This is a genomic window from Pseudomonas sp. Ors-4-3C (assembly GCF_055755035.1).
Genome location: NZ_CM146900.1, coordinates 3,199,073 through 3,223,842, shown reverse-complemented (window position 1 = coordinate 3,223,842; position 24,770 = coordinate 3,199,073). Strand labels below are relative to the sequence as shown.

Genomic DNA, 24,770 nt, shown 5'->3' with positions numbered 1-24,770 from the left:
TCAAAAGGTCATGGGCCGGGTCCGGGTGTCCTGGTTTTCACGCATGACCTGACAGCGCCAGGCGAACGGATTGATCCCTTCGCTGCGAGTAAACATGTGACAGAAATGTGCCTGATCGCAGAAGCCGCATTCCAGGCTGATCTGCGTCAGGCTCAGGCCCGTGTGGCGGATCAGCAGCTTGGCGCGGGCGATGCGCTGTTCGCGGATCCAGTCCTGAGGCGCGAGGCCGGTGCTGGCCTTGAACGCCCGGGAGAAATGGCTGCGCGACAGCGAGCAGGCGCGTGCCAGCTCGGCCACTTCCAGGCTTTCTCCGAGGCGTTCGAGGATCAGTTGTTTGACCTGTCGCTCCCGTTGCGGGCTGAGGCCGCCGATGAGCGGCTTGCGGGTTTCGCTGGCAGGGGCGAGGGCGACTGATTGCTGTAATTGAGCCATGGCCAAAGTCCGTGTCGTGGGGGCAAAAACAACGCTGCGCAGAGGCCTGCATTGTTAAGACGGGAGAGCCAGGCTGACGAGTTAATCGTTGTTAATTCGCAGGCCTGACCCGGATGCAAACCGCCGTTGATCGGGTAAAGTGCTCAGCACTTGCGACTGGTCATAGAAGGAATTGCCGCCCATGAACCGTAACGATCTGCGTCGCGTCGACATGAACCTGCTGGTGATTTTCGAAGCGCTGATGTTCGAAAAGAACCTGACCCGCGTCGCCGAAAAACTGTTCATGGGCCAGCCGGCAGTGAGCGCGGCGCTGGGACGTTTGCGCGACCTGTTCGATGATCCGTTGCTGCTGCGCAACGGCCGCAGCATGGAGCCAACCGCCCGCGCACTGGCGATTCTGCAGGAGCTGCAACCGGCGATGGATGTGATCTCGGGCGCGGTCAGCCGGGCCAAGGAGTTCGACCCGGCGAGCAGTTGCGACGTGTTCCGCATCGGCCTGTCGGATGACGCCGAATTCGGTCTGTTTCCGCCGCTGCTGCGACAGCTCCAGCAAGAGGCACCCGGGATTGTCGTGGTGGTGCGTCGTGCCAACTATCTGTTGATGCCGGCGCTGCTGGCGTCCGGGGAAATCTCGGTCGGGGTCAGTTACACCACCGATCTGCCGGCTAATGCCAAGCGCAAGAAGCTGCGCGATATTCCCTGCAAAGTGCTGCGCGGCGATGACCGTCCCGGGCCGCTGACACTGGACGAATACTGCGAGCGCCCGCACGCGATGGTGTCGTTCTCCGGCGACCTGAGCGGCAATATCGACCTGGATCTGGCCAAGCTCGGCCGGCGTCGGCGGGTAGTGCTCGGTGTGCCGCAGTTCAGCGGTTTGCGCGCGTTGCTCGCCGGCACCGAAATGATTGCCACCGTGCCGGACTACGCCGCGTGTGCGCTGGTCGAAGGCTGCAACCTGCGCGCTGAAGATCCACCGTTCCCGATCGACGCCGCGCAACTGTCGATGGCCTGGAGCGGGGTGCACGACAACGACCCGGCCGAGCGCTGGCTGCGCTCGCGAATCAGCCAGTTCATGGCAGCGCCGCTGGATATCCCGCATTCCTGACGCGCCAAATTTCCCTGTGGGAGCGGGCTTGCTCGCGAAAGCGGTGTGTCATTCAACAATGATGCTGGCTGACCGGACGCCACTGTCGGATCGCCGCCCGCACCAGGCTCGCTCGCACAGGAATTCGACTCGCCTGAAAGAGAGCACATCCATTCAATTTCCCACCGCCCGCACCGAGCATGATTCACCCCGATAAGAAATAAAGGGTGGGGTCATGAACGCTTTGCAAAGGGATGAACGGGCGCGCGACGCCGGTTTGCTGTTTCTGCGGGTCAGCGGCGGATTGTTTCTGCTGTGGGTCCACGGCTTGCCCAAGCTGTTGAATTTCAATGCGCAATTGCAGCAGATCGAAGACCTGTTTCATCTAGGGGCGCACCTGACCCTCAGCCTGGCGATTTTCGCCGAAGTGCTCTGCCCGCTACTGATCGTCGCCGGGGTGCTGGCGCGATTGGCTTGCTTGCCTATTCTTTTTGTTCTGCTGGTGGCGCTGCTGGTCGTGCATCCGCAATGGAGTGTGGCCGAGGGGCAATTCGGCTGGTTGCTGTTGATCCTGTTCGCCACTGTGTTTATCGCCGGGCCGGGACGCCTGGCGCTCAATGTCCGTCTGCCCGGAGTGCTGCGTTATGCCTGAAGCCCTGAGTCCAAAAGCACCGGGGGTCGGTGAAACCGTGACCCTGATCGTCAAGCATCGGGTCAAGGCCGGGTTTGAACAGCCTTACGAGGCGTGGTTGCGCAACATCGTCAGGGTCGCCGGGCAGCGCGACGGCCACCTCGGGGTCGATGTCGTGCGCGGCAAGCTCAAAGGCCTCGACACGTACACCTGCGTGCTGCGCTTTTGCTCCACCGAGGCCATGCAGCTGTGGCTGGAGTCGCCGCAGCGTCAGGCGCTGGTGGATGAAGCGGCGCCGATGCTCGCCGATGGCGACCAGACCGAAGTCGCGCCGGTCAACGAATTCTGGTTCGCACCACTGGCCGATGCCGCCAAGCCGCCGCCGCGCTGGAAACAAGCAGTGATCACCCTGCTGGTGATTCTGCCGCACACGCTGCTGGTGCCGCTGATCTGGGGGCCGCTGCTCAAGCTGCATCCGCTGCTTTCCAACTACGTGGTCGCCACGTTCCTGATCACCCTGACCATCGTCCTGTCGGTGGTGTACGTGTTCATGCCCCGCGTGACCCGGTTGTTCGCGCCGTGGCTGGAAGCCGGTCAGGCCCATGCTCACGTCGAGCCCGCGAAACAGCCGTCACGCTGACACCCATTCATCTACTCGAAAGGAACTGCGATGAACGCCGATCTGATTCTGTTCAATGGCCAATTTCATACCGTAGACCGCAGCAAACCGCTGGCCAGTGCGGTGGCGATCAAGGACGGACGCTTTGTCGTCGTCGGTAACGACACCCAAGCCATGGCCCTGCGTGGTTCGGCCACGCAAGTGATCGACCTGCACGGGCGCTGCGTGATCCCCGGCCTCAACGACTCGCACCTGCACCTGATCCGTGGCGGCCTGAACTACAACCTCGAACTGCGTTGGGAAGGCGTGCCGTCGCTGGCCGATGCGCTGCGCATGCTCAAGGAGCAGGCCGACCGCACGCCGACCCCGCAATGGGTACGCGTGGTGGGTGGCTGGAACGAATTCCAGTTCGCCGAAAAACGCATGCCGACCCTCGAAGAACTCAACCAGGCGGCACCGGACACCCCGGTGTTCGTTCTGCACCTGTACGACCGCGCGCTGCTCAACCGCGCCGCGCTGCGCGTCGCCGGTTACACCCGCGACACGCCGAACCCGCCGGGCGGCGAGATCGTCCGCGATGCCAACGGCAACCCGACCGGCATGCTGGTGGCAAAACCCAACGCGATGATTCTGTACTCGACGCTGGCCAAGGGGCCGAAGCTGCCGCTGGAATATCAGGTCAACTCGACCCGGCAGTTCATGCGCGAACTCAATCGCCTCGGCCTGACCAGTGCGATCGATGCCGGCGGTGGTTTCCAGAACTATCCCGATGACTATCAGGTGATCGAACAACTGGCCAAGGATGACCAGTTGACCGTGCGCATCGCCTACAACCTGTTCACCCAGAAACCGAAAGAAGAGCTCAGCGATTTCCAGAACTGGACCGGCAGCGTCAAGTTGCACCAGGGCGACGATTACCTGCGGCACAACGGCGCCGGCGAGATGCTGGTGTTCTCCGCCGCCGACTTCGAAGACTTCCTCGAACCGCGCCCGGACCTGCCGCAGACCATGGAACAGGAGCTGGAACCAGTGGTGCGCCATCTGGTCGAGCAGCGCTGGCCGTTCCGCTTGCACGCCACTTACAACGAATCGATCAGCCGCATGCTCGACGTGTTCGAGAAGGTCAATCGCGACATTCCATTCAATGGTCTGCCGTGGTTCTTCGACCACGCCGAAACCATCACCCCGCAGAACATCGAGCGGGTGAGGGCGCTGGGCGGCGGCATCGCGATTCAGGATCGCATGGCGTTCCAGGGCGAATACTTCGTCGACCGCTACGGCGCGAAAGCCGCCGAAGCCACGCCGCCGATCAAACGCATGCTTGCCGAAGGCGTGCCAGTAGGCGCCGGCACCGATGCCACGCGGGTGTCCAGCTACAACCCGTGGACCTCGCTGTACTGGATGGTCAGCGGCCGCACCGTCGGCGGTCTGGCCTTGTACGAAGAAGGTCTGCCACGCACTACCGCGCTGGAACTGTTCACTCACGGCAGCGCCTGGTTCTCCTCCGAGCAGGGCAACAAGGGCCAGATCAAGGTCGGGCAACTGGCGGATCTGGCGGCGCTGAGCGCGGACTTTTTCCATGTCGAGGAAGAAGCAATCAAGTGGATCGAGTCGGTGCTGACCGTGGTCGGCGGCAAGATCGTTTACGCCGCCGGCGATTTCGAAGACCTCGGCCCCCGCTCGATCCCCGTGCTGCCGGACTGGTCACCGGTGGTCAAAGTGCCGGGCCACTGGCGGCCGAACTCGCCGTTGCAGGCGCAAGTGCACCAGTGTGTCGGTGCCTGCGCGGTGCACTCGCACAGCCATGAAAAAGCCCGACTGTCGAACGCACCGGTCAGCGACTTCGCCGGTTTCTGGGGCGCGTTCGGCTGTTCCTGTTTCGCTTTCTGATCCCTACAAAAAAGCGCCGGCCAACCGGCACGGCGCTTCTTGCAACATCCACCCAAGGAGTTTCCCATGAGCGTTCCCTACAAGCGTCTGAACAAAGATGATGCGGTCGTGCTGCTGGTCGATCACCAGACCGGTCTGATCTCGCTGGTGCAGGACTTCACCCCCAACGAGTTCAAGAACAACGTGCTGGCACTGGGCGACATCGCCAAGTTCTTCAAACTGCCGACCATCCTCACCACCAGTTTTGACGCCGGTCCGAACGGCCCGATCGTGCCTGAGCTGCGTGAGCAGTTCCCGGACGCGCCGTTCATTCAGCGTCCAGGCCAGATCAATGCCTGGGACAACGAAGACTTCGTCAAAGCGATCAAGGCTACCGGCCGCAAGCAACTGATCATCGCCGGTGTGGTGACCGACGTCTGCGTGGCGTTCCCGACCTTGTCAGCCATCGCCGAAGGTTATGAAGTGTTCGTGGTCACCGACTCGTCCGGCACTTTCAACACCACTGTGCAGCAGGCGGCGTGGGCGCGGATGTCCGCTGCCGGTGCGCAACTGTTGAACTGGTTTTCAGTGGCGTGCGAGCTGCAAGGCGATTGGCGTAACGACATGGAAGGCCTGGCGCATCTGCTGTCCGAGCGCCTGCCGAACTACCGCAACCTGATCAACAGCTACACCAAGTTCACGGCCAAGTAATTGCTTGAACTGAAAGTGCCCGCTTGATTGCGGGCATTTTCATGTGCAGTAAAAAGAGGTGCAATCCACCACCTCCTGTGGCGAGGGAGCTTGCTCCCGCTGGGCTGCGCAGTAGTCCCCGAAATCTTGTGAGCGCTGCGCACTCAAGCGGGAGCAAGCTCCCTCGCCACAAGGTTTGGTGTTCAACTGTCTGATGGGGCTAGCGCTTTTGCAGCCAACCCAAAAAACCACCCTTGCGCACCGCCACCGGTTTGGCCATCAACGCCAGCCGACTGCTCTGCTGTCGCACGGCCTGCAATTTGTTCAGCGCCTGGCCGACTTCGCTGCGCTGCGCCATGCATTGACGCGCCAGGGTTTTGTCGAGGCGGTAGATGATGCTCGAGGTCAGCGCGGTGAACGTGGCTTGCGACGGCGTATCGGCGAGGATGCTCTGTTCGCCCATGACCTCGCTCGGCCCCATGCGCCCGGCCTCGGTCTGGCCGTTGCCATCGGGCACGGTCGCACTGACCACGCCGGTGGCGATGACAAACAGACTGTCGGGGACTTCATCCAGATCCAGCACCACCTGACCGGCCGCGTATTGCTGCGCGACCATCGATTCGGCGAGGCGATCACGTTCTTCATGGCTCAGCGAGCGAAAGACTTTCACTTCATCGAGCAACGCGCGGGCGCGGGTCGAGGGTTCGATCACGCCATCCGGATGCCGGGAAATACCTGCGGCTTCGAGATGCCGGTGGGCGAGGTCGAACAATTGATTGCGCACTTCGCCTTTGTTGCTCAGTTCACTGATGAAACCGCTGGCGACGTACTCCGACATTTCCTCGCCGGCCTCTTTCAACACGGCTTTGGGCGGCGGATTGAGCAGCAGGCTGCTGCTGCCCTGCAGGGTGCGGTCGAGGGCGTCGAGTACCCGTCGTGGGCGAATGTGATTCGGCACCTTGAGGCTGATCGAGACGCCGTGCAGGTTGCTCGGACGACTGAGATTGACGATCTTCGCCTTGGCTGCCACCGAGTTCGGCACTACCGCCAGGGTGCCGGTGCTGGTCAGCAGATGCGTGGCGCGCCAGTCGATGTCGAGCACCTTGCCCTCGACGCCGTCGATCACCACGAAATCGTCGACCTGATACGGTTTGGTGGTGTTGAGCACGATCCCCGAGAACACGTCGCTCAAGGTGCTTTGCAGCGCCAGACCGACGACGATCGCCACCACCCCGGAGGTCGCCAGCAAACCTTTGACCGGCAGCTCCAGCACGTAACCGGCGGCCGCGACGATCGCTGCCAGAAACACCAGCGCGCCGATCACGTCCTGCAACAGCCGACCGCTGTGCCCGATGCGCCGCATCAGCGCCAGACCGATCACTTCGGTCAATACGCGCGCGGCGTACAGCCACCAGACAATCCCCAGCGCCGTCGCGCCCAGTTGCATCACCCGGTCATCGGCGAACAGCGGCGCCTGCAACGGGCTGATCTCGGCGTTGATGATCAGTGCGCTGAACGCCAGAAACAGCGCCAGGCGAATGCCGACTCTCGGTGCGCGATGCTGGAACGGGGCGAGGTGCCAGAGCAACGCGTCGAGGAGCAGCAGGGCGGCGCTCCAGGACAGTGGGTGGGTGAGGAGGATGGACATGATGTGCTCCACGATGATGAGCGCTGTTGTGGCGAGGGAGCTTGCTCCCGCTTGAGTGCGCAGCGCTCACACAATTTTGGGGCCGCTGCGCAGCCCAGCGGGAGCAAGCTCCCTCGCCACGGAATGTGGTCAGGCAAAAAACTCGCCGCACCGTCAGGTGTGGCGAGGGAGGGGGCCTCAGTTCAGATGCGTCTTCAACTCCGCCGCCGCCTGCCGCACGGCCGCTTTCACTTCCGGAATCTGACTCAGCGGATTGAGCAAGCCAAAGTCATGAATCATCCCGTTGTAGCGCACCGAGGTCACCGCCACTCCGGCCGCATCCAGATGCCGCGCGTAGCCTTCGCCTTCATCCCGCAACACGTCGAATTCGGCGGTCTGCACCAGCGCGGCGGGCAGGCCCTTGAGCTGGTCGCTGCTGGCGTTCAGCGGCGAGGCGTGGATCTGCGCACGCTCGGCCGGGTTGGTGGTGTAGTTGTCCCAAAACCACTGCATCATGCCTTTAGTGAGGAAATGGCCCTCGGCAAATTGCTGGTACGACGCGTCGTCGAATTGCGCATTGGTCACCGGCCACATCAGCAACTGGAAGCGCAGGGCCGGGCTCTGCTTTTCTTTGGCCATCAGCGCCACGACCGCCGCCATGTTGCCGCCAACGCTGTTGCCAGCCACCGCCAGACGCTTGCCGTCGACGCCAATGTCCTTGCCATGCTCAGCCACCCATTGGGTCGCCGCGTAGGCCTGGTTGATCGCTGTCGGGTACTGCGCTTCCGGCGACGGCGTGTAATCGACGTACACCGCGACCGCTCCAGAACCGACCACCAAATCGCGAATCAAGCGCTGGTGCGTCGGGTAATCGCCCAACACCCAACCGCCGCCGTGGAAGAACATGAACACCGGCAACTCGCCTTTGACCTTGGCTGGACGCACCACTTTGAGGTGGATCGTCTGGCCATCGACGGTGATCGCCTTGTCGCTGACTTCAACCCCGGACAGGTCGACTTTCACCGACGCCTGAGCACCGCTCAGCACCGCACGGGCATCTTTCGGGCTCAGCTGTTCCAGCGGTTTGCCACCGCCGGCGGCGAGGGCTTCGAGGAAGGCCTGGGTGGTGTGTTCGACACCCGGGCTGCCAGCGGCGAAAGCATTGCCGATGGAGAGGGCGAGAAGGGATGCGGTCAGGGTCTTTTTGATGTTCATGCTCAATTCCTTTTTCGAAAGTTTTTGGTGTTGTGTCGGGCTGTTCTCAAACCGTGAACACAGATTAATGAGCTGTCGAAAAGTGAAAAAGCGGCTATAAAGCGTTTGACTGTCTACCAGAGAGTGACAATGAACCCGTTCGAAGACATGCGTATTTTTTGCCAGGTCATGGACTCCGGCAGCTTCACTGCCGCGGCCGATCAGTTGGGCCTGTCCAAGCAGTTCGTCAGCCGCCGTTTGATGCAGCTCGAAGAGCGCCTCGGTGTGCGCTTGTTGAACCGTTCCACCCGGCGTCTCGACGTCACGCCACTGGGCCAGAGCTACTACGAATCGGCGCTGCGCCTGCTGGGCGAAGTGGAACAGGTCGAGCAGGGCATCGCCGGGCAGACCGCCGAGCCGCGCGGTACGATTCGCGTCAGTGCACCGCTGTCGTTTGCCGTGGCGCATCTGGGATGCCTGCTGCCGCTGTTCCTGCAGCGCTATCGCGAGGTCACCGTGGAGGTGGATTTGAGCGATCGCCCGGTGGACCTGCTCGGCGAAGGCTACGACCTGGCGCTGCGCATCGGTGTGCTGGAAGACTCGACGCTGATTGCGCGGCGCATCGCCGCCATCGAACGGGTGTACTGCGCCAGCCCGGCGTATCTGGCCGAACGCGGCACACCGCTCAACCCCGAAGACCTGCACGGCCACGACTGTCTGCCGTACGGCCACGGTCGTTCGGTGCAGTGGCGCTTCAATGCGGGTCAGGGCAAGCCGCTGCTGGTCAACGTCACCGGCCGCATGCGCGTGAACAACGGCGAGTTGCTGCGCGATGCGGCGGTGCAGGGGATGGGGATTACCTATCTGCCGACGTTCATCGTTGGCGCGGCGCTGAAGGATGGGCGACTGGTGCCGGTCCTCGACGATTACCGCACTGAACCGCTGACCTTGTCGGCGGTGTATCCGCAACATCGCCAGGCTTCGCGCCCGGTGCAGGCGCTGGTCGAATTCCTGCGTGAACGTCTCAACCAAATGTGACCACGCCAAAAGTGTGGGAGCGGGCTTGCTCGCGAAGAGGTCGTGTCAGTCGATATCCATGTTGACGGATACACCGCCTTCGCGAGCAAGCCCGCTCCCACAATGGCACTGTGGGTTGGCTTACAAGTTCGCAACAACCCGAATTGCCGAGCTGTTCTAGACTCGGCACCGCTCAATCACGAGCATCGCCCGGAGTGCGCCATGGAAGTGCCCAACAATAAAACCGCCATCGCCAGCAATCGACAGGCGTGGAACGATTCCGCTCGCCACCACCGTGAATCGGCCGAATGGCAAGCGCTGTTGAACGACGTGTCCCAGGCTGATTTCTCTTGCCTCGACGATACCTTGCGCGGCTTGCTGGAGCAGGTCGGCGTCGACGGTAAAGAGGTGATTCAACTCGGTTGCAACAACGGCCGCGAAAGCCTGTCGCTGTTTGCCCTCGGCGCGCGCAGTGTGGTCGGCGTCGATCAATCGGAAGCGTTTCTCGAACAGGCCCGCGAGCTGAATCAGCGCTCGCCACACAACGCCGAATTCATCGAAAGCGATATCCATCACCTGCCGGCCGCGCTGCACAGCCGCTTCGACGTGGCGCTGATCACCATCGGCGTGCTGAACTGGATGCCCGACATCGGCGAGTTCTTCCGCCATGTCGCGCTGACTCTCAAACCGGGCGGCAAACTGGTGATCTACGAAACCCATCCGTTTCTGGAAATGGTCGATCCCGACGCCGAAGACCCGTACCGCCTCGCCAGCTCCTACTTCCGCGCCGAACCATTCGTGCAGGAAGAGCCGATCGTCTACGTGGGCAAGGTCGAGCAGCAGGCCGCCAAGTCCTACTGGTTCGTGCACACCCTCGGCGCCATCTTCAGCGGCGCCATCGCGGCCGGGCTGAACATCGCGCACTTCAAGGAATACCCGCATTCGAATCGGGAAGAAGTGTATGACCAGTACCTGAATCAGCCAGCGCAGATGCCGCTGTGCTTCACCCTGGTCGCCAGCAAGGCCTGAAGCTTTCCATCGATCCCACCGGCCTTTTCGCGAGCAAGCCCGCTCCCACATTGGATCTGCGTCGTACACAAATCCATTGTGGGAGCGGGCTTGCTCGCGAAGGCGTCGATAAGGTTTCAAGTCTGGCTGAAAGAATCAGAACCAACTCTGGCCGTTTGATCCCTTCGAATGTTCGAGCAAGCCTGTGCCACATAGCCGATGGCTCGAAGCAACTCTTCATCGTCGTAATCGCTTAGCACTTGCTTCAGATATTCACGAATTGCCGCGACATCTACGAGTAATGACGGCATCTCTAGGCTGGTGAGTTTGTGGCTCAACTTTCTGCTCCCTTCTGTTTTTGCACCAATTTACTTGATCACGCCATTGGCAACAGTCAGGCATAGACTTTAGGGCAGGAGGGCGATTCTTTTTTGGTTGTGGGCAAAGTCGTGTATTACGCAAAGAACATAACGAACGACTTCCCGCCTCATCGCGAGCAGGCTCACTCCTACAGTTGAATGGTGTCGTACACAAAGCCTCTGTAGGAGTGAGCCTGCTCGCGATGGCGGCCGAATGGCCACCATCGCTTTTACGATTGAATCAAGCCTGCGCCGGCGCACTCACTACCGGCCGTTCCGGTTTGCGCAGTGGCTCCAGGCGTGAGCCTTGATAGCGGGTTTCGCGGTAGAAGCGCCAGCGGCCGAACAGGCCGTAGACGTGGGTGATGCGCCCCTGTTCGTGGTAGCCCATGCGCAGGTGCAGCTTCATCGCCGGGATGTTGCGGGTTTCGCAGGTGTCCACGACGGTGTGGCAGCCCTGGGCGGCCATGGCTTCCCAGAGGGCGACTTGTACGTCTACCGACAGGCTGGTGCCGAAATACGGCCGGGCCATTTCGCCGCCGAATTCGAAGAACTCACCGGGTTTGACCGGGAACCAGCAGCCGTAATAGTGGCGGTCGTGGTAGTCGCGAATACTGCCCCAGATGAACGCCACCGCGTGACCGTCGCCGTCGAGGTACATGTGTCCGGTATGACCCTCGGCGGCGAGTTCGGCCATGGTCTCGACGCGGTCGCCGAAGTGTTTGGCGAAGGCCCCGGTGTTGTGCGGCGTGATATCGACTTTGCGCAAGCCTTCGTACGGGCGCAGCTTGTGTGGCGGTACCGGGGAGACCAGATCGCGCTCCATCCACAGCAGCTCCCAGTGGAAGAACACGTATCGTTTCCAGAGGGTGGCGAAGACGCGGCCGAGGCCTTTTTGACGAATGCGTTCGCGCAGTTTTTCGATAACACTCATGTTGCCCTCCGTGGCCGAGGCCCGGTGTAGTGGATGTTGCTTTTGTGGGTATAGATCACACCTGCAATGCCGTTTCGAAGCGCCATCTTCGCAAGTATTGCAAGTTATGTAGGTCGATCGAGTGCCGCGGCACCGCGCAGAAAGTCCTTGTTCAGATCGGCATAGGAAACCCGTGGAACGCCCGGCAGCCGCTGCTCTAGCACGCGGCTCAGGGATTCTCCGGGGTTGAGATAGGCATCACCGAAATCGCTCCCGAGCTGATTCGGGTGGGCAACGATTTCCAGCACGCCGTCGGTCGGCGCGGGGTCGTTGCGCAGATCCACCGGGGTACACACGTAGTCCGCCGTGGCCCCGGCCAGAGTCTGCAAGCGCCAGTTGAGCAAACCTTTGAACACGCGTTTCGGCAGACTGAGGTTCTGCCCCAGGTTGCGTGCCAGGCGAATCGGCACGCCTTGCCGGGCGGCAAACCGGGCGACGATTTCGCCGATCGGCCAGATGTTGTGCACGTGCTGATGCGAGTCGATGTGGCTCGGCCGCACGCCATGTTCGACACAGCTCTGCCACTGCGCGTGCAACTCCTCACGCACCGCATCGCGATCTTCGCGACTCAGCCACAGACTGTGGCGCGGCAGGCTCAGATCGAACACGCCGTAGCCATCGCAGAAGGTACGACTGCGCAGGATCGAAGTGCTTAACGGCCGGCCGTAAGTCAGGTTGAAGTGCAACCCGACCCGACCTTGTAGCGACGGATGCCGGGCCATTGCGCAGGCTGGTTCGAAGGCCGGCATGTTGGCCATGGCCGTGGCCGAACTGATGACCCCGGCCTGAAACGCCGCGAAGATCGTCGCGTTTTCGTTCGGGCTCAACCCGAAATCGTCAGCGTTGACTATGACTTGGCGAGGCATGATCGCCCTCCGTGGTGATGACGACAGGTGGGGTGGGCGATGCCGGTTTGGCTGCACGCCGCGCTCGCCATTGCTGCACCGTCGGTTTCAATCGATGCCAGAGCCGCAACCCCAGCCCCAGCAACATCCCGCTGGGGCGCCAGGAATAGAAACTCCAGCGCCAGTGTTCCAGTTGTCCGGTCATGCGTTCGTGCAGTTGGTGGCTGGAGTTTTCCAGACTGACCCGCGAGGCATCGATCCAGCGCCAGTGATCGTCCAGCCCCCAGCGAATCCACTCCTCCAGCAGCACCCGGCCGCTGCCCAGATCGGCGTATTGCGGCAGGAACGCGAGGTTGTAATCGTAGAGTCGGTCCTGTTCGAGCAGCCCGAGGCGATAGCTGATGCAACGTCCGTTGAGTTCCAGCGTCACCACCCGCACCAGTCCCTGGCCGGCGAGGGCGGTGAAGGCGCGTTCGATCCATTGCCGACTGCGTTCGCTGGCGAAAATCCCCACGCCTTCGTCGCCTTTCCAGCTCACCGCTTCGACTTCGCTGATCGCCTGCAACAGCGGACCCATGCTCAGCGCGTCGGGAGTGATGCGCCGCACCTGGGCGCCACACGCGGCAATCCGTTTGCGCGCCCGCCGCAGCTTGTAGCGCGGGTCACCGGAGACTTCCTGATGATCGGCGTCGCTGATCAGATGCACCGGCACCCGGCAACTGAGACGGCGTTCGCCTGTAGAACTGTGGGCCATCCATTCGGTGAGCACGCTTTCTTCACCCGCAGGCTCGGACAATTCGTTAAGTTGCAGCAGCGCGTGCGGCAGCTGTCGGTGGATCAGGCGCAAGGCTTCGCGCATGTCCTCGCCCTTGAGCAATGACAACAGCGCCAGCCGGTCCGCCAGCGGATGGCCCAAGTGGTGCAGCACGCGGAACGGCACTCCGGCAAAACGCTCGCGGCCCGCCACCAGCGGCAGGCACAGACGCAATTCTTCCGCTTCCCAACCGAGCAGGATGTGCAGGCGCTCACTCTCGTCGAGTGCCTGCTCGGCCGCGCACAACCAGCCCAGGTGGTTGAACGGCGTGTGGTCCGTCACTTGCAGGCGCAGCGCTTCATAGGCTGCTGCCGGGAAGTCGGCGGCGCACAGCGAAGTGCGCCATTCGAATCGTGCCGGCATAGGCTCAGACCGCCGTTGCTGTGACAGGTGGACGGGACGGTTTGCGCAGCGCATCCAGTCGCGAACCGCTGTAGCGGGTTTCGCGGTAGAAGCGCCAGCGACCGAACAGGGTGTAGACGTTCATGATCCGGCCTTGCTCGGTGTACCCCATGCGCAGGTGCAGTTTCAGCGCCGGGATGTTGTGGAACTCGCAGACGTCCACCACCTTGTCGCAGCCCTGGGCCGCCATGGCTTTCCACAGTTCCAGTTGCAGGTCCACCGACAGTTCGGTGCCCCAGTAGGAGCGGGTCAGCTCGCCGCCGAATTCGAAGAACTCGCCGGGTTTCACCGGGAACAGGCAGCCGTAGTAATGCCGGTCGAAGTAGTCCCGCGCGCTGCCCCAGATGAACGCCACGGCATCGCCCTGATCGTCCAGGTGCATGTGCCCGGTATGCCCTTCGTTGGCCAGCTCGGCCATGGTCCCGACGCGGTCGCCGAAGTAGCGGGCGAAGGCGCTGGCGTTGTCGGCGGTGATTTTTACCACTCGCAGTGGCGGATACGGTTTGAGGCTGTGCGGTGGCACCGGACTGACCAGATCGCGCTCCATCCACAGCAGTTCCTGATGGAAAAACACGTAGTGCTTCCACGCCTTGCCGAGGGTGGCGCGCAGGCCTTTTTGTTTGATGTGTTCGCTGAGTTTGCTGACGGTACCCATGTTCTGTACTCCGGCGTTATCGCAGGGCGAACGACTGTGGCGAGGGAGCTTGCTCCCGCTCGGCTGCGCAGCAGTCGCCAATGGGGTCGCAAGCATTGGGGCCGCTTCGCAGCCCAGCGGGAGCAAGCTCCCTCGCCACAATTTTGTTTTCGCCATGCATTGTCTGAAATTCGGGTTCATGACGCGCTCCAGCTCAGGGCGAACAGGGTTTCCCCTGGCAACTCGAAGCTGACGCGTCCGGCGCGACAGGCAAACGGCGCGTCGCGGCTGCGGTTGTCCGCGCCGAAGTAACGCAACGCACCGTTGTTCAGCGGGCACTTGGCGCCGCTCAGGTCGACACGCTGCAAACGCGTGCCCTTGTTCACACCGAGCAGGCCACGCTGGTCGTCGCCGGCCATCGCCAACACATCGACTTCAAAGCCATCGTTCTCCAGCCACAGCACCTTGTGCAGCCAGTGTTGTGCGATGAATTGCTGGGTCAGCCCCACCGGTTTCAGCTCGAAACGCTCAGCGCCCAAGACCCGGATCATGCCCTTGGGGTACTGCGGTTCATCGGCGGCCTGAAACCAGTTGAGCATCGTCAGCAAACCGTCCTGCGAGGCATTGATCACCACCGAGGCCCACCACAGCGAGGCGTAATGGGTCTCCTGATCGTAGGGGCTGAGGCTGGAGCCGCTGGACAGATTGGTCTGATCCAGCAACAAGGCCTTGCGCGGCTGGCCATGGGCGTCGAGGCCGACCAGTTCAGCGGCGCGGCGCACGCTGTCGCGGTAGACGCGGGTGGCGAGCAGGTCGCGGATCATCCATTCGTGCCACGCCAGCGCGTCGATCTGCTCGGCGGACTCGCCGAGCAAGCGCCGCGCCCAGTCGATGCCGCGCTTGTCGGCCGCGTTGTCGGCGAACGGCCCGTTGACCAGCCGTGAACTGGCCGGCATGGCGATGCGCACGCCGGCCTTGGCATTCGCCGGATCGCTGCGCACCTGTCTGGCCATGCTGGTGAAAATCGCCCGGTATTGCTCGAAACTCGAATAGTTGAGGTTCGGCTCGTCGGCAAAACCGATGTAGTGCGTGCCTTTGCCGCCGAGCGCTCGGGTGCCGGCGAGCCAGGCGTCGAGCCCGCCATTGCTTTGCACATCGGCGCGCAGATCGGCCTGACGCTGGCTGCCGGCGAGCAGGGTGATGTCCTGACGGATGCCGAAGCGCTCCTGATAAGCCAGACGAAACGCGTCTTCGAAGTGCGGATTCTTCGCCGTGACATCGACAAAACTGTAGTAACTGGCGGCGGTCGGTTTCAGCGCATCCAGCGCGGCATGGCTGGCGGCGGGCGGCATCACGTAGGGCAGGGCGATGCCCAGATCCGGGGTGCGCCCGAGGATTTTGTCGTGCAGGGCCAAGTGGATCTGGCCGGTCTCCTCGCGCACGGGTTTGAGTTGCTGCGGAGTCTGCGCAAACCGATTGGCCGTGCCGTCGAGCCAGAACGCCGCTTTGCCGCTGCCTTGCAGGCGCAGGCGCCAGACCTGTTCGCGCGCGCTGACCGGCAGCGCCAGTTGATCGAACTGCCAATAGGCGCGATAGGGTTTGAGCGCCAGCGTCAGTGGCCGGTCATCGCCAACCCGTTGTACCTGCAGCGCGTTGACCCCGCCATGAAACTTGCCGGCAAGCACCGCGTGTTCCCCCGGCGCGACCTTGAAATACAACTCGTCGCCGTTCTGCGTCTGCGCGCTGAAATGCACTTTGGCCGGCTCGAACAGCGCGACGGTGCGGTCGTCGTGCTCGACCCGGTAATTGCGGAAGCTGTAGCCGGGAATTTCCAGGCGATAGCTGGCGGCACCCGGCAGCAACGCCCAGCTCTGGGTGCCGCGGGTTTCGCTGGCCTTGATCAAGCGCTCGCCCTGCAATTTGCCCTGGCCGTCGAGCAGGTACAGATGCTCTTCGTTGGCATCGGCCTGCCACGCGGGTGTCCAGCGCACGGTCACGGTGTCCGGGCGATCGGTTTGCAGGTACAGGCTGCCGTCGCGGATCTCGCCCCAGCGCATCGACGCGGCAAAGGCGTCCAGCGACAGGCCGAGACCGAGCAGCAGGACCAGGCCTTTCATGCGGCCTTCCGTTGCAGCATTTGCCACATCGGCGTGATGTCGCTGGGCAGGATGATCAGGGTTTGCCAGAACGCCACGCCGCTCAAACGGCAGTACAACACCAGCATCGCCACGGTGACGGCGAGATAGGCAATGGACGAAGCCGCCGCAGCGCCGACGATCCCGTAGGCCGGAATCAACACCAGGTTCAGCGCCAGATTGAGCAGGGCACCGAGGCCCATCAGCAGCGATACCGTGCCGGGGCGGTTTTTCCCCAGCAGGTCCAGACGCAGGATGCTGGCGTAGCACAGGCCGAGCAGCCCCGGCAGCAACGCCAGCAGCGCCGGATACGCCGGTTGGTAGGCGATGCCGAACAGGGTGACGATCAGCCAGTTGCCGATCACTGCCATGCTCAGGCACGCAGCGAGCATCACCGTGGCGGTCAGGCGCAGGGCCAGCGGGGTGACCTTGTCCATGCCTTCGTCCTGTTGCAGCAGGCGCTTCATCAGCGGCGTGGTCACCGCTTCCGGGACGATCAGCAGCAGTTCGGCGGCAGCGCTGGCCATGGCGTAATGACCCAGCGCGGTGCTGCCGAGCAGGGCGCCGATGAACAGGTAGTCCGAGCGCAGAATCACTTGCTGGAACAGCAGATCCGGATGGCTGCGCGCGCTGTAGCGCAGCAGTTCCTTCTGGCTGGCGCGATCCCATTGCAACTGCAGCGGTTGCGCGCGTTTGAGCCAGACCCAACCGGCCAGCACCACCAGGCTGATCCCGGCCAGCCAACTGATCAGCGCGGCTTCCAGCGCTGCGCTTTTCCACATCCAGAACAGCGCGAGAAACAGCAGCAACGGCGCCAGCGATTCGGTCAGGCGCAAGGCGTTGAACGCGACGACGCCGCCGGAGGCGTTGTGCAGGGTCAGCAGGCCGCTTTTCAGCACGGTCAGCGGCACCGCCAGCAGCAACAGCCAGGCCAGCAGACCGAGCTGCACAGTCACATCCAGCTCACTGCCGAACTCACGCACCAGCGCCACCACCAGCAAGGTCAGCAGACCGGCGAGCAAGCAACCGAACACCAGCACCTGACTCAGCAGCAGCCCCATCGGCCGTTGCTTGGCGGCCTGATAGCCGACGGCTGAATTCAACCCGCCACTGGTGGCGGCGCTGATCAGGTCGGGCAAGGTGCTGAGCAGCGCAAACAGCCCCCGTTCACTCGGCCCGAGGATCCGCGCCAGCAACACGTTGCGCAGCAGACGCAGGGCGATCATCGCCAGTTTGGTGCCCATGCTCAGTGCCAGATGCCTGAGATAGTGGCTGCGGCTCATGGCCGGTTGCCACGAAAGATGCGCCACGACAGCAGCTCAGGATTACGCGCGGTGCGCTGGCTGACACCGAAACGCGGCAGGTTCAGCGGATCGCCTTCGCCGCGATAGATGCCGGTGCCAGTGCCGAGGGCGAGCGGATAGTCGTGCGCGGCAATCTGCTTGCGCACCCGTTCGTCGTTGTTGCCGTTGGGGTAGCAGTACACCGGCAGCGGCCGGTTGCAGCCGTTGTTCAAGGCTTCACGGCTGCGGCTGATTTCTTCGCTCAGGCGCACATCGTCCAGTTCGGTGAGGATTTTATGGCTGGCGCCGTGCGGGCCGAAGCGCACCAGTCCCGAGGCCTCCAGCGCGCGTACCTGATGCCAGTCCAGCGCTTGCGGCAACGATTCCGGCGGACATTCGTCAGTCAGGCGTTCGAGCATCTGCGGTTCGAGGCTCTTCAGGCTTTGCAGGTAATGCAGCAGCGACAGGCTGCGGCGATCGACGTCAATGTCGTCGACCAGCACCGGCACCGGGTGATGAATCGCGTGCAGGCATTCGATCAAGTGCAGGCGGGTCTTTTCGCCATGGCTGCCCCACAGGGTTTCGCCGAGGCTTTCCCACCAGAAGCGCTGACGGCTGCCGATGAAATCGGTGGAGAGGAAAATGCTCGCCGGCACCTGATGCTTCTGCAGCAGCGGGAAGGCGTTGACTGCGTTGTCGCGCCAGCCGTCGTCGAAGGTCAGCGCCACCCGTGGGCGCTCGTCGCGCGCTGAGCCGGGCGTCAGGATATCCATCAGCGGTACACAATCGAAATGCCGACGCAGCCACACCAGCAGGTGATCGAACGCCTTGGGGCCGACGCACAGTTCATTGCGGTGCGGCAGGTCGGCGGCGCGGTCGTTGTCCAGCACCCGGTGCAACATCAGGATCACCCCGGCACCGTGCAACTGGTTTCGTCCTACGGGCGAATTGAGGTAAAGCCAGCCGCTGGTACGTTTTATCAATTGTTTGATCGCCATGGCTTCGGTCCTCTCAACGGTTTTGTTCAGGGTTCCACTGGGCGTAACGGTGGCCGCGCAGGAATTGCCACAGGCCGATGCTCATGCCTGCCAGCGTCACCAGCAGGAATGCCGCAAGGCGGAACGGTTTGGGTAACCGGTGTTGTGAATCCAGCAGTCCGGCAATCGCCACGGCGTAGCCGAACAGTTGGGCGATCAGGGCCAGTCGATAGAAACCGTGGTCGTCCCACAGCCAGAAGTTGCTCAGCAGCAACGGCAGCAGGAGGATCGGTGCCAGACGCCGGATCAGCTTGTGGCTGATCAGCGCAATCGAATACAGGCCATGTTTGAGTGGGTTGAGCAGCTCACTGCGCTGGGCGAGGCTTTGCAGGCCACCGACGGTGACGCGTTGACGGCGGCGGAATTGTTTGTCCGCTTCGTCGACACCGTGGTCGATCACTTGCGCCTCGGGCACGTACACAATGCGCTTGAATGCCACCGGTGCACAGGTGCTGAGAAAGAAGTCGTCATTGACCTCCGCCGGCACGTTCTGGAACAGCTCGCGGCGCAGGGCGAGCAGGGCGCCGTCGGCCGAGACCATGCAGCCGGTGCGGTTCTCCACCCGGCGCAGCCAGCCTTCGTAGTGGCGGTACAGACTGTCGCCGACGCTCAGGCCGCCGCCCGTCACCGGAATCACCATGTGCCCGGCGCAGGCGCCGACATTCGGGTCACTGAGTGGCGCGAGCAGGTAGCCGAGGGTTTCCCGCGACCACTGGTTGTCGGCATCGGTGAACACCAGAATATCGCCGGTGGCCAGGGCCACGCCGGCATTCAGCGTCGCCGCTTTACCCAGGCGCGGCAGATCGAGCACGGTGATGCGCGGATCGATCACTTTGTGCGCGCAGGCCACGGTGTCGTCGGTCGAACCGTCGCTGGCGAGAATGATCTGCAACGCGGCCGGCTGATAGTCCTGCGCCAGCAGCGTGCGCAACTTGTGCTCGATGTGCCGCGCCTCGTTGTGCGCGGCGATCACGATGCTGATGTTCAGCGGTGGCGCCGGGCTGTGGCGCCACGCCGGGAACAGCGGCGCCAGCACGGTCAGCAGCAGCGGGTAGCCGAGGTAGGCGTACACCGGCAGCAGCAGGCACAGCCAGAAAATGAATTCAGCCACGGGCAGGCCTCCTGGCGTTCCAATGACACACACTGAGAATGAGCGCCGCCCCGGCCAGGTGCAGACGCACCCAGTGCAGGCCCCACAGTTGCAGGGTCAGGCCAATGTCGCGATGGCGTGAACTCTGGCGAATGCTCAGCACCAGCGCCGGAATCAGGGTCAGCATCACCATGACCGCTGCGTGATGCGGAAAGCCGTTGAGCAGCGCAGAAATTGCCAGCAAGTCCAGCAGCCATGCCATCAGCGACAGCAGCGGAAAGCGCAGCAGACGCAGGCTGAAGCCGTGGGTGCGCAACAGTTGCAGATGACTGCCCTGACGCCACATTTCCTTGCCCATCCACTCACGCCAGTTCATCTCGTAGCCCCAGTGCAGGGCCACGTTGTTGTTCACCGACAACAGGCGCGCGCCTTGTTCGCTCAGGCGCAGGGTGAATTCCTTGTCTTCGCCGGTGCGCAGGTGTTCGTCGAAGCCGCCGACCTTCTCGAACCAGCGCCGACGCATCAGCAAGTTGGAGCTGGGCAGCCAGTCCACTGTGTGCGACGCCTGCCCGGAAGTGCGCAGCGTGCGCCGTTGCCAGGCCGTCGCGTACCACGGCGCAGCGGCGGGAGTGTGCAGATCCAGACCAAACACATCGGCCTGACCACTTTCCTCCAGTTCGAACAGTGGCCTGAGCCAGTCTTCGGGCATTTCGACGTCGGCATCGATGAACGCCAGCCACTCGCCGCTTGCCAGCAGGACACCGCGATTGCGCAGCGCACCGATCAGCAGCCCAGGCAGCACCAGCACCTGCGCACCGAACTGCCGGGCAATGTGCGGGCCGTCATCGCTCGAGCCGTTGTCGACCACGATCAGCTCGCACTCGACATTGGCGGCGTGCGCGGCTTTCTGCGCCGCCAGCAGTGTGCGGCCGATGTGCCGGGCCTCGTTGTACATCGGGATGATGATGCTGATGCGGCTCATGTTCTGGCCTCGGTCAGTGGCGCTTGCTCGGCCTTGAGGCGCAGGACGCTGGTCAGCGCGAGCATGATCCACACGTACTTCTGGTTCGGTGCGCTGAGGAACATCAGGAACAGGGTCAACGACAGGAAACTCACACCGAGGTGGGTCATCAGATCCGCCTGTTGCCAGTCGCGCCGCAGCATCCACGCGGCGCGGGCGCGGATCAGGTTGTACAGGCCCAGGCCGAGCATGCCGACGAACAACAGGCCGGCGGGAATCCCCAGTTCACTGAAGATTTCCAGGTAGGTGTTGTGCGCACGGCGGTACAGGTCGCCGATCTTGCGGTTGGCGGAAAATGCCTTGGCATAGCCGGTGGTCGCGTAGTGCAGCGGGAAGGTGCCGGGGCCGGAGCCGAGCAGCGGACTCTCGCGGATCATCTGCCCGCCGACCACGATGTACGAGGCACGGCGGCCGAGGGATTCGTCGTCGTGGCCCTTGGCGCCGGCGCTCAACACGCTCAGGGACTGAATGCGCGCGATGTAACCGGCGGGCATCGCGTAGATCGCCAGCGGAATCACGATCGCTGCGCCGAGCATGGCGAAACCCAGGTGCCGTGGGCGAATCCGGGTCAGTTGCGCGCGGTAGTGCCAGCAGCCGATCAACAGACTCAAGGCCACCACCACCAGCCCGGAGCGCGATTCGGTCTTGGTCATGCCGCCGAGCAGCAGCACGCAGCAAGCGCCCCAGAACAAGCGGTGCAACAGGTTCGGGCCGCGAATCACCAGCAGCAGGGCCAGCGGAATGGCGAAGGCGATCAGCAGGGCAAAGGCGTTGGGGTCTTCGAGCAGCCCGGCGGCGCGGCCCTGATCCTGGAATTTGGTCGAAAACATCGCCATGGCGCAGGTGGCGCTGACGCTCAGGGTCACCAGTCTGGAAAACAGGTCGAGGTTCAATTCGCGACCGATCAGCAGGGTGATGACAAACAGGATCAGGCCGACGCTCAGCTCACGCAGATGCCCCAGCGACATACCCATGTCATCGGTATTGAGCAGGCTGAGGAAATACAGGACTAGAAACCACAGCAGAAACCGCCAGATATTGCTGCGCAGGCGCTCGGAGGGAATCTGATGCATGGCCAGTTGCAGCATCAGGATCACCGCCAGCGAGGCACCGATCAGTTTGCTCCCGGACAGCGAACTGTCCTTGAAGAAGCCTTCGAACGGCACCAGCGCGGCGATGCCCAGCAGGCCCCAGGTCGGCTTGCGGTACAACACCGAGAAACCCACCAGAGCAATGACGGCGCCCGGTGCCAGAAACGGATAAGGGCTGGCGAGCAGACCGATGCACACCAGACCGAGCAGCGTGACGATCGAGAGCGGGAAAATCATGCGCGTGCCTCCCGTGCCGTGCGGATGTACAGCTGCGACCAGCGTTCGGCCAAAGCCTTGAGGTCGTAGCGATCCTGTTGCGTACGCTTTGCGTTGTCGCACAAATGCCGGGCCAGCTTCGGCTCGCTCAGCAGGTTGTCGAGCTGGCGGGCGAGGGCAGAGCTGTCGGCGGGTGCCGCCAGCAGGCCGTTATTGCGGTGTTCGAGCACGTCGGGAATGCCACCAACCGCGAAAGCCACCACCGGCACGCCGGCCTGCATCGCTTCCAGCAGAATCATCGGTGTGCCTTCGGTGCGCGAGCTGATCACCAGCGCATCCAGTTGCTGCCACCACGGTTGCATGGCGGTCTGGTAACCGGGCAGGCGAATCCGTTGGGTCAATCCGGCGGCGTCGATGCGTGTTTGCAGCGCTTCACGTTCCGGGCCGTCGCCGAGCATCACCGCGTCCAGTTGCGGGTGCTGGTGACACAGCGGAATCAGTGCATCGAGAAACAGATCCGGGCCTTTCTCGCTGCTCAAACGCCCGACGTAACCGGCGAGCCAGCGCTGGCGGTCAACGGTGCTGACCAGCGCGGCGGCGGCCGGTAAACCGTTGGGGATCACTTGCAGTTTTTCCGCCTGCACGCTGGCCTGACGATGCAGCACGGCGATGCTCTCGGCCACGCACACCACCCGGTCCACCGAAGCGGTGCGGCACAACTGCAGACTCAGCCAGGTGTAGAACTTCTGCTTGCGGCTGCGCGGGGTGAAGCCGTGTTGGGTGATGACCAGTGGCAGACGCAACAGCGTCGCCCCGACCCAACCGAACAACAGCCCTTTGAAGTTGTGGGTGTTGATCAGCGGTTGCTCGCTGCGCCGGGCACGTAGATGGCGCATCAACTCGCCCAGCCCGGAGCAGCCACGACAGTCCACCCCGGCCTCGCGAAAGCGCGCGATCAAGGCGGGTGGTGCATCGAGACACAGCACCTGGTGCTGCCCCGGTGTCGCCAGGCAGTGATCGAGCAACATGCGCTCGGCCCCATAGAAGCCGCCGCTGCTGAGCAAATGAATGATCGGCAGCGCGGCATTCGGGGTGGACGGCGTGTTCAATTGCGCACCCAGTGCACGAAGCTTGGCACGGTCCAGTTCTTGTGCGGATTGCGTGGCAGAACGTTTTCGTCGTTGATCACCAGCAACACCGGCAGACCCAGTTCGTGGGTGATTTGCGCCGGATGTTTGAAACGGTGATCGAAGAACTCACGCACATAGACCAAGGCAATCGCCAGCAGCAGTCCGGTGAACAGCCCGAACGGGATGATCAGCAGCGGTTTGGGGAACGCCGGCTCGGTCGGTTCGAACGGCGGGCTCAGCACCTTGGCGTTCGACAGGTCATCGTTGAGTGAACCGGCGGTGCTGCTTTCGGCAAAGCGTTGCGCGTAGGTCGAGAACGCCGTGTGCAGTGCGTCGATTTCAGTGTCCATCTGCCGCAGCTTGCTCTGGGTCTGCTGCAAGGTGTGGATGCGGTTCTTGAAGTCGGCGATGCGCGCGGTTTTCTGATCGATCACCTGTTGCACCACGGCCAGGTCGTTGGTGCGTTCCTGAATGCGGTTGCTCACCACTTTGAGGAACTGCTGACGGGTGCGGGCGATCTGCTCGCGGGTCAGCAGCATCGGCTCGCTGCCGGGCTGGAACACCGCGAGGTCATTCATGTAGCGGCTGACCTGGGTGGTCAGTTGCTCGCCCAACTGTTTGACTTCCCGATCCTCGAACGCCACGTTGTCGACGGTGGTGGTGAAGGTGTAGGGGAAGGTGTAGTCGTTGAGTTTGTTGGTGCTGGCGGCGGCCAATGCGGTTTTCAGGTATTCAAGCCAGCGCTGGCTCTGCAACAGGCGATCCTGGTACAGGTTCAGCGCTTGCTCTTCGGTGTTGATCGCGTTCAGGCGAAAGGTGATTTCTTCCTTCGGATCGGACGAGCCGACGCTTTCCAGCAGCGCCTGGCGATTGCCCTCCAGTCCATCGAGACGCACCTGATACAGGTGCTTCTTGGTTTCGTAGAAGGATTGCGGCAGGTCGATCGATTGCAGCGCCTGACGGCTCACCAGATAGTTCTGCAGCAGGGTGGCGACAAACGTCGTGCCTTGATGCGGATCGGGGAAGCTGTAGACGATCGAGATCACGTTGGAGCCGGGCAGGGTCTCGATCTTCAGGCTGTCGAGGGCCTGTTGAGTGAGGCCGTCGAGCACGGTGTCGCGCACCGGATCGGTCTCCAGCCCGAGCATGTTGCGCAGCGGGTTGATCACGTATTGGCGCAGGGGTGAGGTGACATAACGGCGGAACGGATCGCCGACCAGTTTGGCGAACATGCCGACCGGTGGGCTGTATTCGCCCTTGTCGCGCAACTCACTGATGGTCTGCCGGATCAACGCGGGCGAGCGCAGGATATTGCTCTCGGTTTCCATGTCCGCCAGCGACGGCGGAATGAAGGTGGCGTTATCGACCGTCAGTGACGTGGTGGCGTCACCCTGGGAGAGTTTTTTCGACTGCACGATCACCTGGGCGGTGATATCGAAGCTCTGTTTGAGCACCAGCGGCAGTACCAACGCGATGACTGCAAAGATCAGGAAGACCCGTTTCACCAGTTGCTTGTTGGCGAAGAAGATCCTGAAGAACTCATGCAGGTAGTTTTCCTTTGGATTCATG

23 protein-coding genes are annotated in these 24,770 nt (G+C 62.7%); 7 read left to right on the top strand and 16 right to left on the bottom strand.

The annotated features are described in order from the left end of the window. Entirely contained in the window at positions 1 to 432 is a 432-nt protein-coding gene (locus ACVHNU_RS14365) for a helix-turn-helix domain-containing protein (RefSeq protein ID WP_473017592.1), read from the bottom strand. Between the two features lie 181 nt (positions 433 to 613). Here ACVHNU_RS14365 and ACVHNU_RS14360 point away from each other — a divergent pair, with 181 nt between their 5' ends. From ACVHNU_RS14360 to ycaC, 5 genes are all read left to right on the top strand, one after another. After that, positions 614 to 1,537 (top strand): LysR family transcriptional regulator, encoded by a 924-nt coding sequence (locus tag ACVHNU_RS14360; RefSeq protein WP_045122544.1) that lies wholly within the window; start codon positions 614 to 616, stop codon positions 1,535 to 1,537. A gap of 214 nt (positions 1,538 to 1,751) precedes the next feature. Continuing rightward, positions 1,752 to 2,168, top strand: a complete 417-nt coding sequence (locus ACVHNU_RS14355) for a DoxX family protein (protein ID WP_473017591.1) — start codon at positions 1,752 to 1,754, stop codon at positions 2,166 to 2,168. Further along, positions 2,161 to 2,787, top strand: coding sequence for an antibiotic biosynthesis monooxygenase (locus ACVHNU_RS14350; protein ID WP_003226324.1), 627 nt, complete (start codon positions 2,161 to 2,163; stop codon positions 2,785 to 2,787). The genes ACVHNU_RS14355 and ACVHNU_RS14350 overlap by 8 nt, the downstream gene beginning before the upstream one ends. 30 nt (positions 2,788 to 2,817) lie before the next feature. Then, a complete protein-coding gene (locus ACVHNU_RS14345) occupies positions 2,818 to 4,656 on the top strand; it encodes an amidohydrolase (RefSeq protein ID WP_103520015.1) in 1,839 nt (612 codons plus the stop codon). Between the two features lie 66 nt (positions 4,657 to 4,722). After that, a complete protein-coding gene (gene ycaC, locus ACVHNU_RS14340) occupies positions 4,723 to 5,346 on the top strand; it encodes an isochorismate family cysteine hydrolase YcaC (RefSeq protein ID WP_103520016.1) in 624 nt (207 codons plus the stop codon). A gap of 199 nt (positions 5,347 to 5,545) precedes the next feature. On the opposite strand, the gene ACVHNU_RS14335 is transcribed toward ycaC, so the two are convergent. Together ACVHNU_RS14335 and ACVHNU_RS14330 are read right to left on the bottom strand one after the other, a co-directional pair. Further along, the gene (locus tag ACVHNU_RS14335) at positions 5,546 to 6,973 is read right to left on the bottom strand and encodes a mechanosensitive ion channel domain-containing protein (RefSeq protein ID WP_473017590.1); all 1,428 of its coding nucleotides are present in this window, start codon (positions 6,971 to 6,973) and stop codon (positions 5,546 to 5,548) included. Positions 6,974 to 7,150: 177 nt separating this feature from the next. Beyond that, positions 7,151 to 8,167, bottom strand: a complete 1,017-nt coding sequence (locus ACVHNU_RS14330) for an alpha/beta hydrolase (protein ID WP_473017588.1) — start codon at positions 8,165 to 8,167, stop codon at positions 7,151 to 7,153. A 129-nt stretch (positions 8,168 to 8,296) separates the two neighbouring features. Between ACVHNU_RS14330 and ACVHNU_RS14325 the strand changes: the two genes are divergently transcribed. Both ACVHNU_RS14325 and ACVHNU_RS14320 read left to right on the top strand, forming a co-directional pair. Further along, complete coding sequence (locus ACVHNU_RS14325; RefSeq protein ID WP_473017587.1) at positions 8,297 to 9,184, top strand: LysR family transcriptional regulator; 888 nt, start codon at positions 8,297 to 8,299, stop codon at positions 9,182 to 9,184. Between the two features lie 201 nt (positions 9,185 to 9,385). Continuing rightward, positions 9,386 to 10,192: a class I SAM-dependent methyltransferase gene (locus ACVHNU_RS14320; protein ID WP_473017586.1), complete on the top strand. Its 807-nt coding sequence runs from the start codon at positions 9,386 to 9,388 to the stop codon at positions 10,190 to 10,192. 116 nt (positions 10,193 to 10,308) lie between these two features. On the opposite strand, the gene ACVHNU_RS14315 is transcribed toward ACVHNU_RS14320, so the two are convergent. From ACVHNU_RS14315 to ACVHNU_RS14255, 13 genes are all read right to left on the bottom strand, one after another. Then, entirely contained in the window at positions 10,309 to 10,509 is a 201-nt protein-coding gene (locus ACVHNU_RS14315) for a helix-turn-helix domain-containing protein (protein WP_103520021.1), read from the bottom strand. Positions 10,510 to 10,771: 262 nt separating this feature from the next. Then, complete coding sequence (locus ACVHNU_RS14310; protein WP_473017585.1) at positions 10,772 to 11,464, bottom strand: GNAT family N-acetyltransferase; 693 nt, start codon at positions 11,462 to 11,464, stop codon at positions 10,772 to 10,774. A gap of 104 nt (positions 11,465 to 11,568) precedes the next feature. After that, a complete protein-coding gene (locus ACVHNU_RS14305) occupies positions 11,569 to 12,369 on the bottom strand; it encodes a ChbG/HpnK family deacetylase (protein ID WP_473017584.1) in 801 nt (266 codons plus the stop codon). After that, a complete protein-coding gene (locus ACVHNU_RS14300; RefSeq protein WP_473017583.1) occupies positions 12,341 to 13,525 on the bottom strand; it encodes a GNAT family N-acetyltransferase in 1,185 nt (394 codons plus the stop codon). Before ACVHNU_RS14300 ends, ACVHNU_RS14305 begins: the two co-directional genes overlap by 29 nt. 4 nt (positions 13,526 to 13,529) lie before the next feature. Continuing rightward, positions 13,530 to 14,219: a GNAT family N-acetyltransferase gene (locus ACVHNU_RS14295; RefSeq protein ID WP_226500073.1), complete on the bottom strand. Its 690-nt coding sequence runs from the start codon at positions 14,217 to 14,219 to the stop codon at positions 13,530 to 13,532. A gap of 176 nt (positions 14,220 to 14,395) precedes the next feature. Further along, entirely contained in the window at positions 14,396 to 16,315 is a 1,920-nt protein-coding gene (locus tag ACVHNU_RS14290) for a hypothetical protein (protein ID WP_473017582.1), read from the bottom strand. After that, entirely contained in the window at positions 16,312 to 17,616 is a 1,305-nt protein-coding gene (locus tag ACVHNU_RS14285) for an oligosaccharide flippase family protein (protein WP_473017581.1), read from the bottom strand. Before ACVHNU_RS14285 ends, ACVHNU_RS14290 begins: the two co-directional genes overlap by 4 nt. Continuing rightward, positions 17,613 to 18,614, bottom strand: coding sequence for a polysaccharide deacetylase family protein (locus tag ACVHNU_RS14280; protein WP_473017580.1), 1,002 nt, complete (start codon positions 18,612 to 18,614; stop codon positions 17,613 to 17,615). Before ACVHNU_RS14280 ends, ACVHNU_RS14285 begins: the two co-directional genes overlap by 4 nt. 13 nt (positions 18,615 to 18,627) lie before the next feature. Further along, entirely contained in the window at positions 18,628 to 19,764 is a 1,137-nt protein-coding gene (locus ACVHNU_RS14275) for a glycosyltransferase family 2 protein (protein ID WP_473017579.1), read from the bottom strand. Continuing rightward, entirely contained in the window at positions 19,757 to 20,725 is a 969-nt protein-coding gene (locus ACVHNU_RS14270; RefSeq protein ID WP_473017578.1) for a glycosyltransferase, read from the bottom strand. The genes ACVHNU_RS14275 and ACVHNU_RS14270 overlap by 8 nt, the downstream gene beginning before the upstream one ends. Then, positions 20,722 to 22,092, bottom strand: a complete 1,371-nt coding sequence (locus tag ACVHNU_RS14265; RefSeq protein WP_473017577.1) for an O-antigen ligase family protein — start codon at positions 22,090 to 22,092, stop codon at positions 20,722 to 20,724. The genes ACVHNU_RS14270 and ACVHNU_RS14265 overlap by 4 nt, the downstream gene beginning before the upstream one ends. Beyond that, positions 22,089 to 23,180 (bottom strand): glycosyltransferase family 4 protein, encoded by a 1,092-nt coding sequence (locus tag ACVHNU_RS14260; RefSeq protein WP_201137184.1) that lies wholly within the window; start codon positions 23,178 to 23,180, stop codon positions 22,089 to 22,091. The genes ACVHNU_RS14265 and ACVHNU_RS14260 overlap by 4 nt, the downstream gene beginning before the upstream one ends. Continuing rightward, positions 23,177 to 24,769, bottom strand: coding sequence for a GumC family protein (locus ACVHNU_RS14255; RefSeq protein WP_262143031.1), 1,593 nt, complete (start codon positions 24,767 to 24,769; stop codon positions 23,177 to 23,179). The genes ACVHNU_RS14260 and ACVHNU_RS14255 overlap by 4 nt, the downstream gene beginning before the upstream one ends. Position 24,770 lies beyond the last annotated feature (1 nt).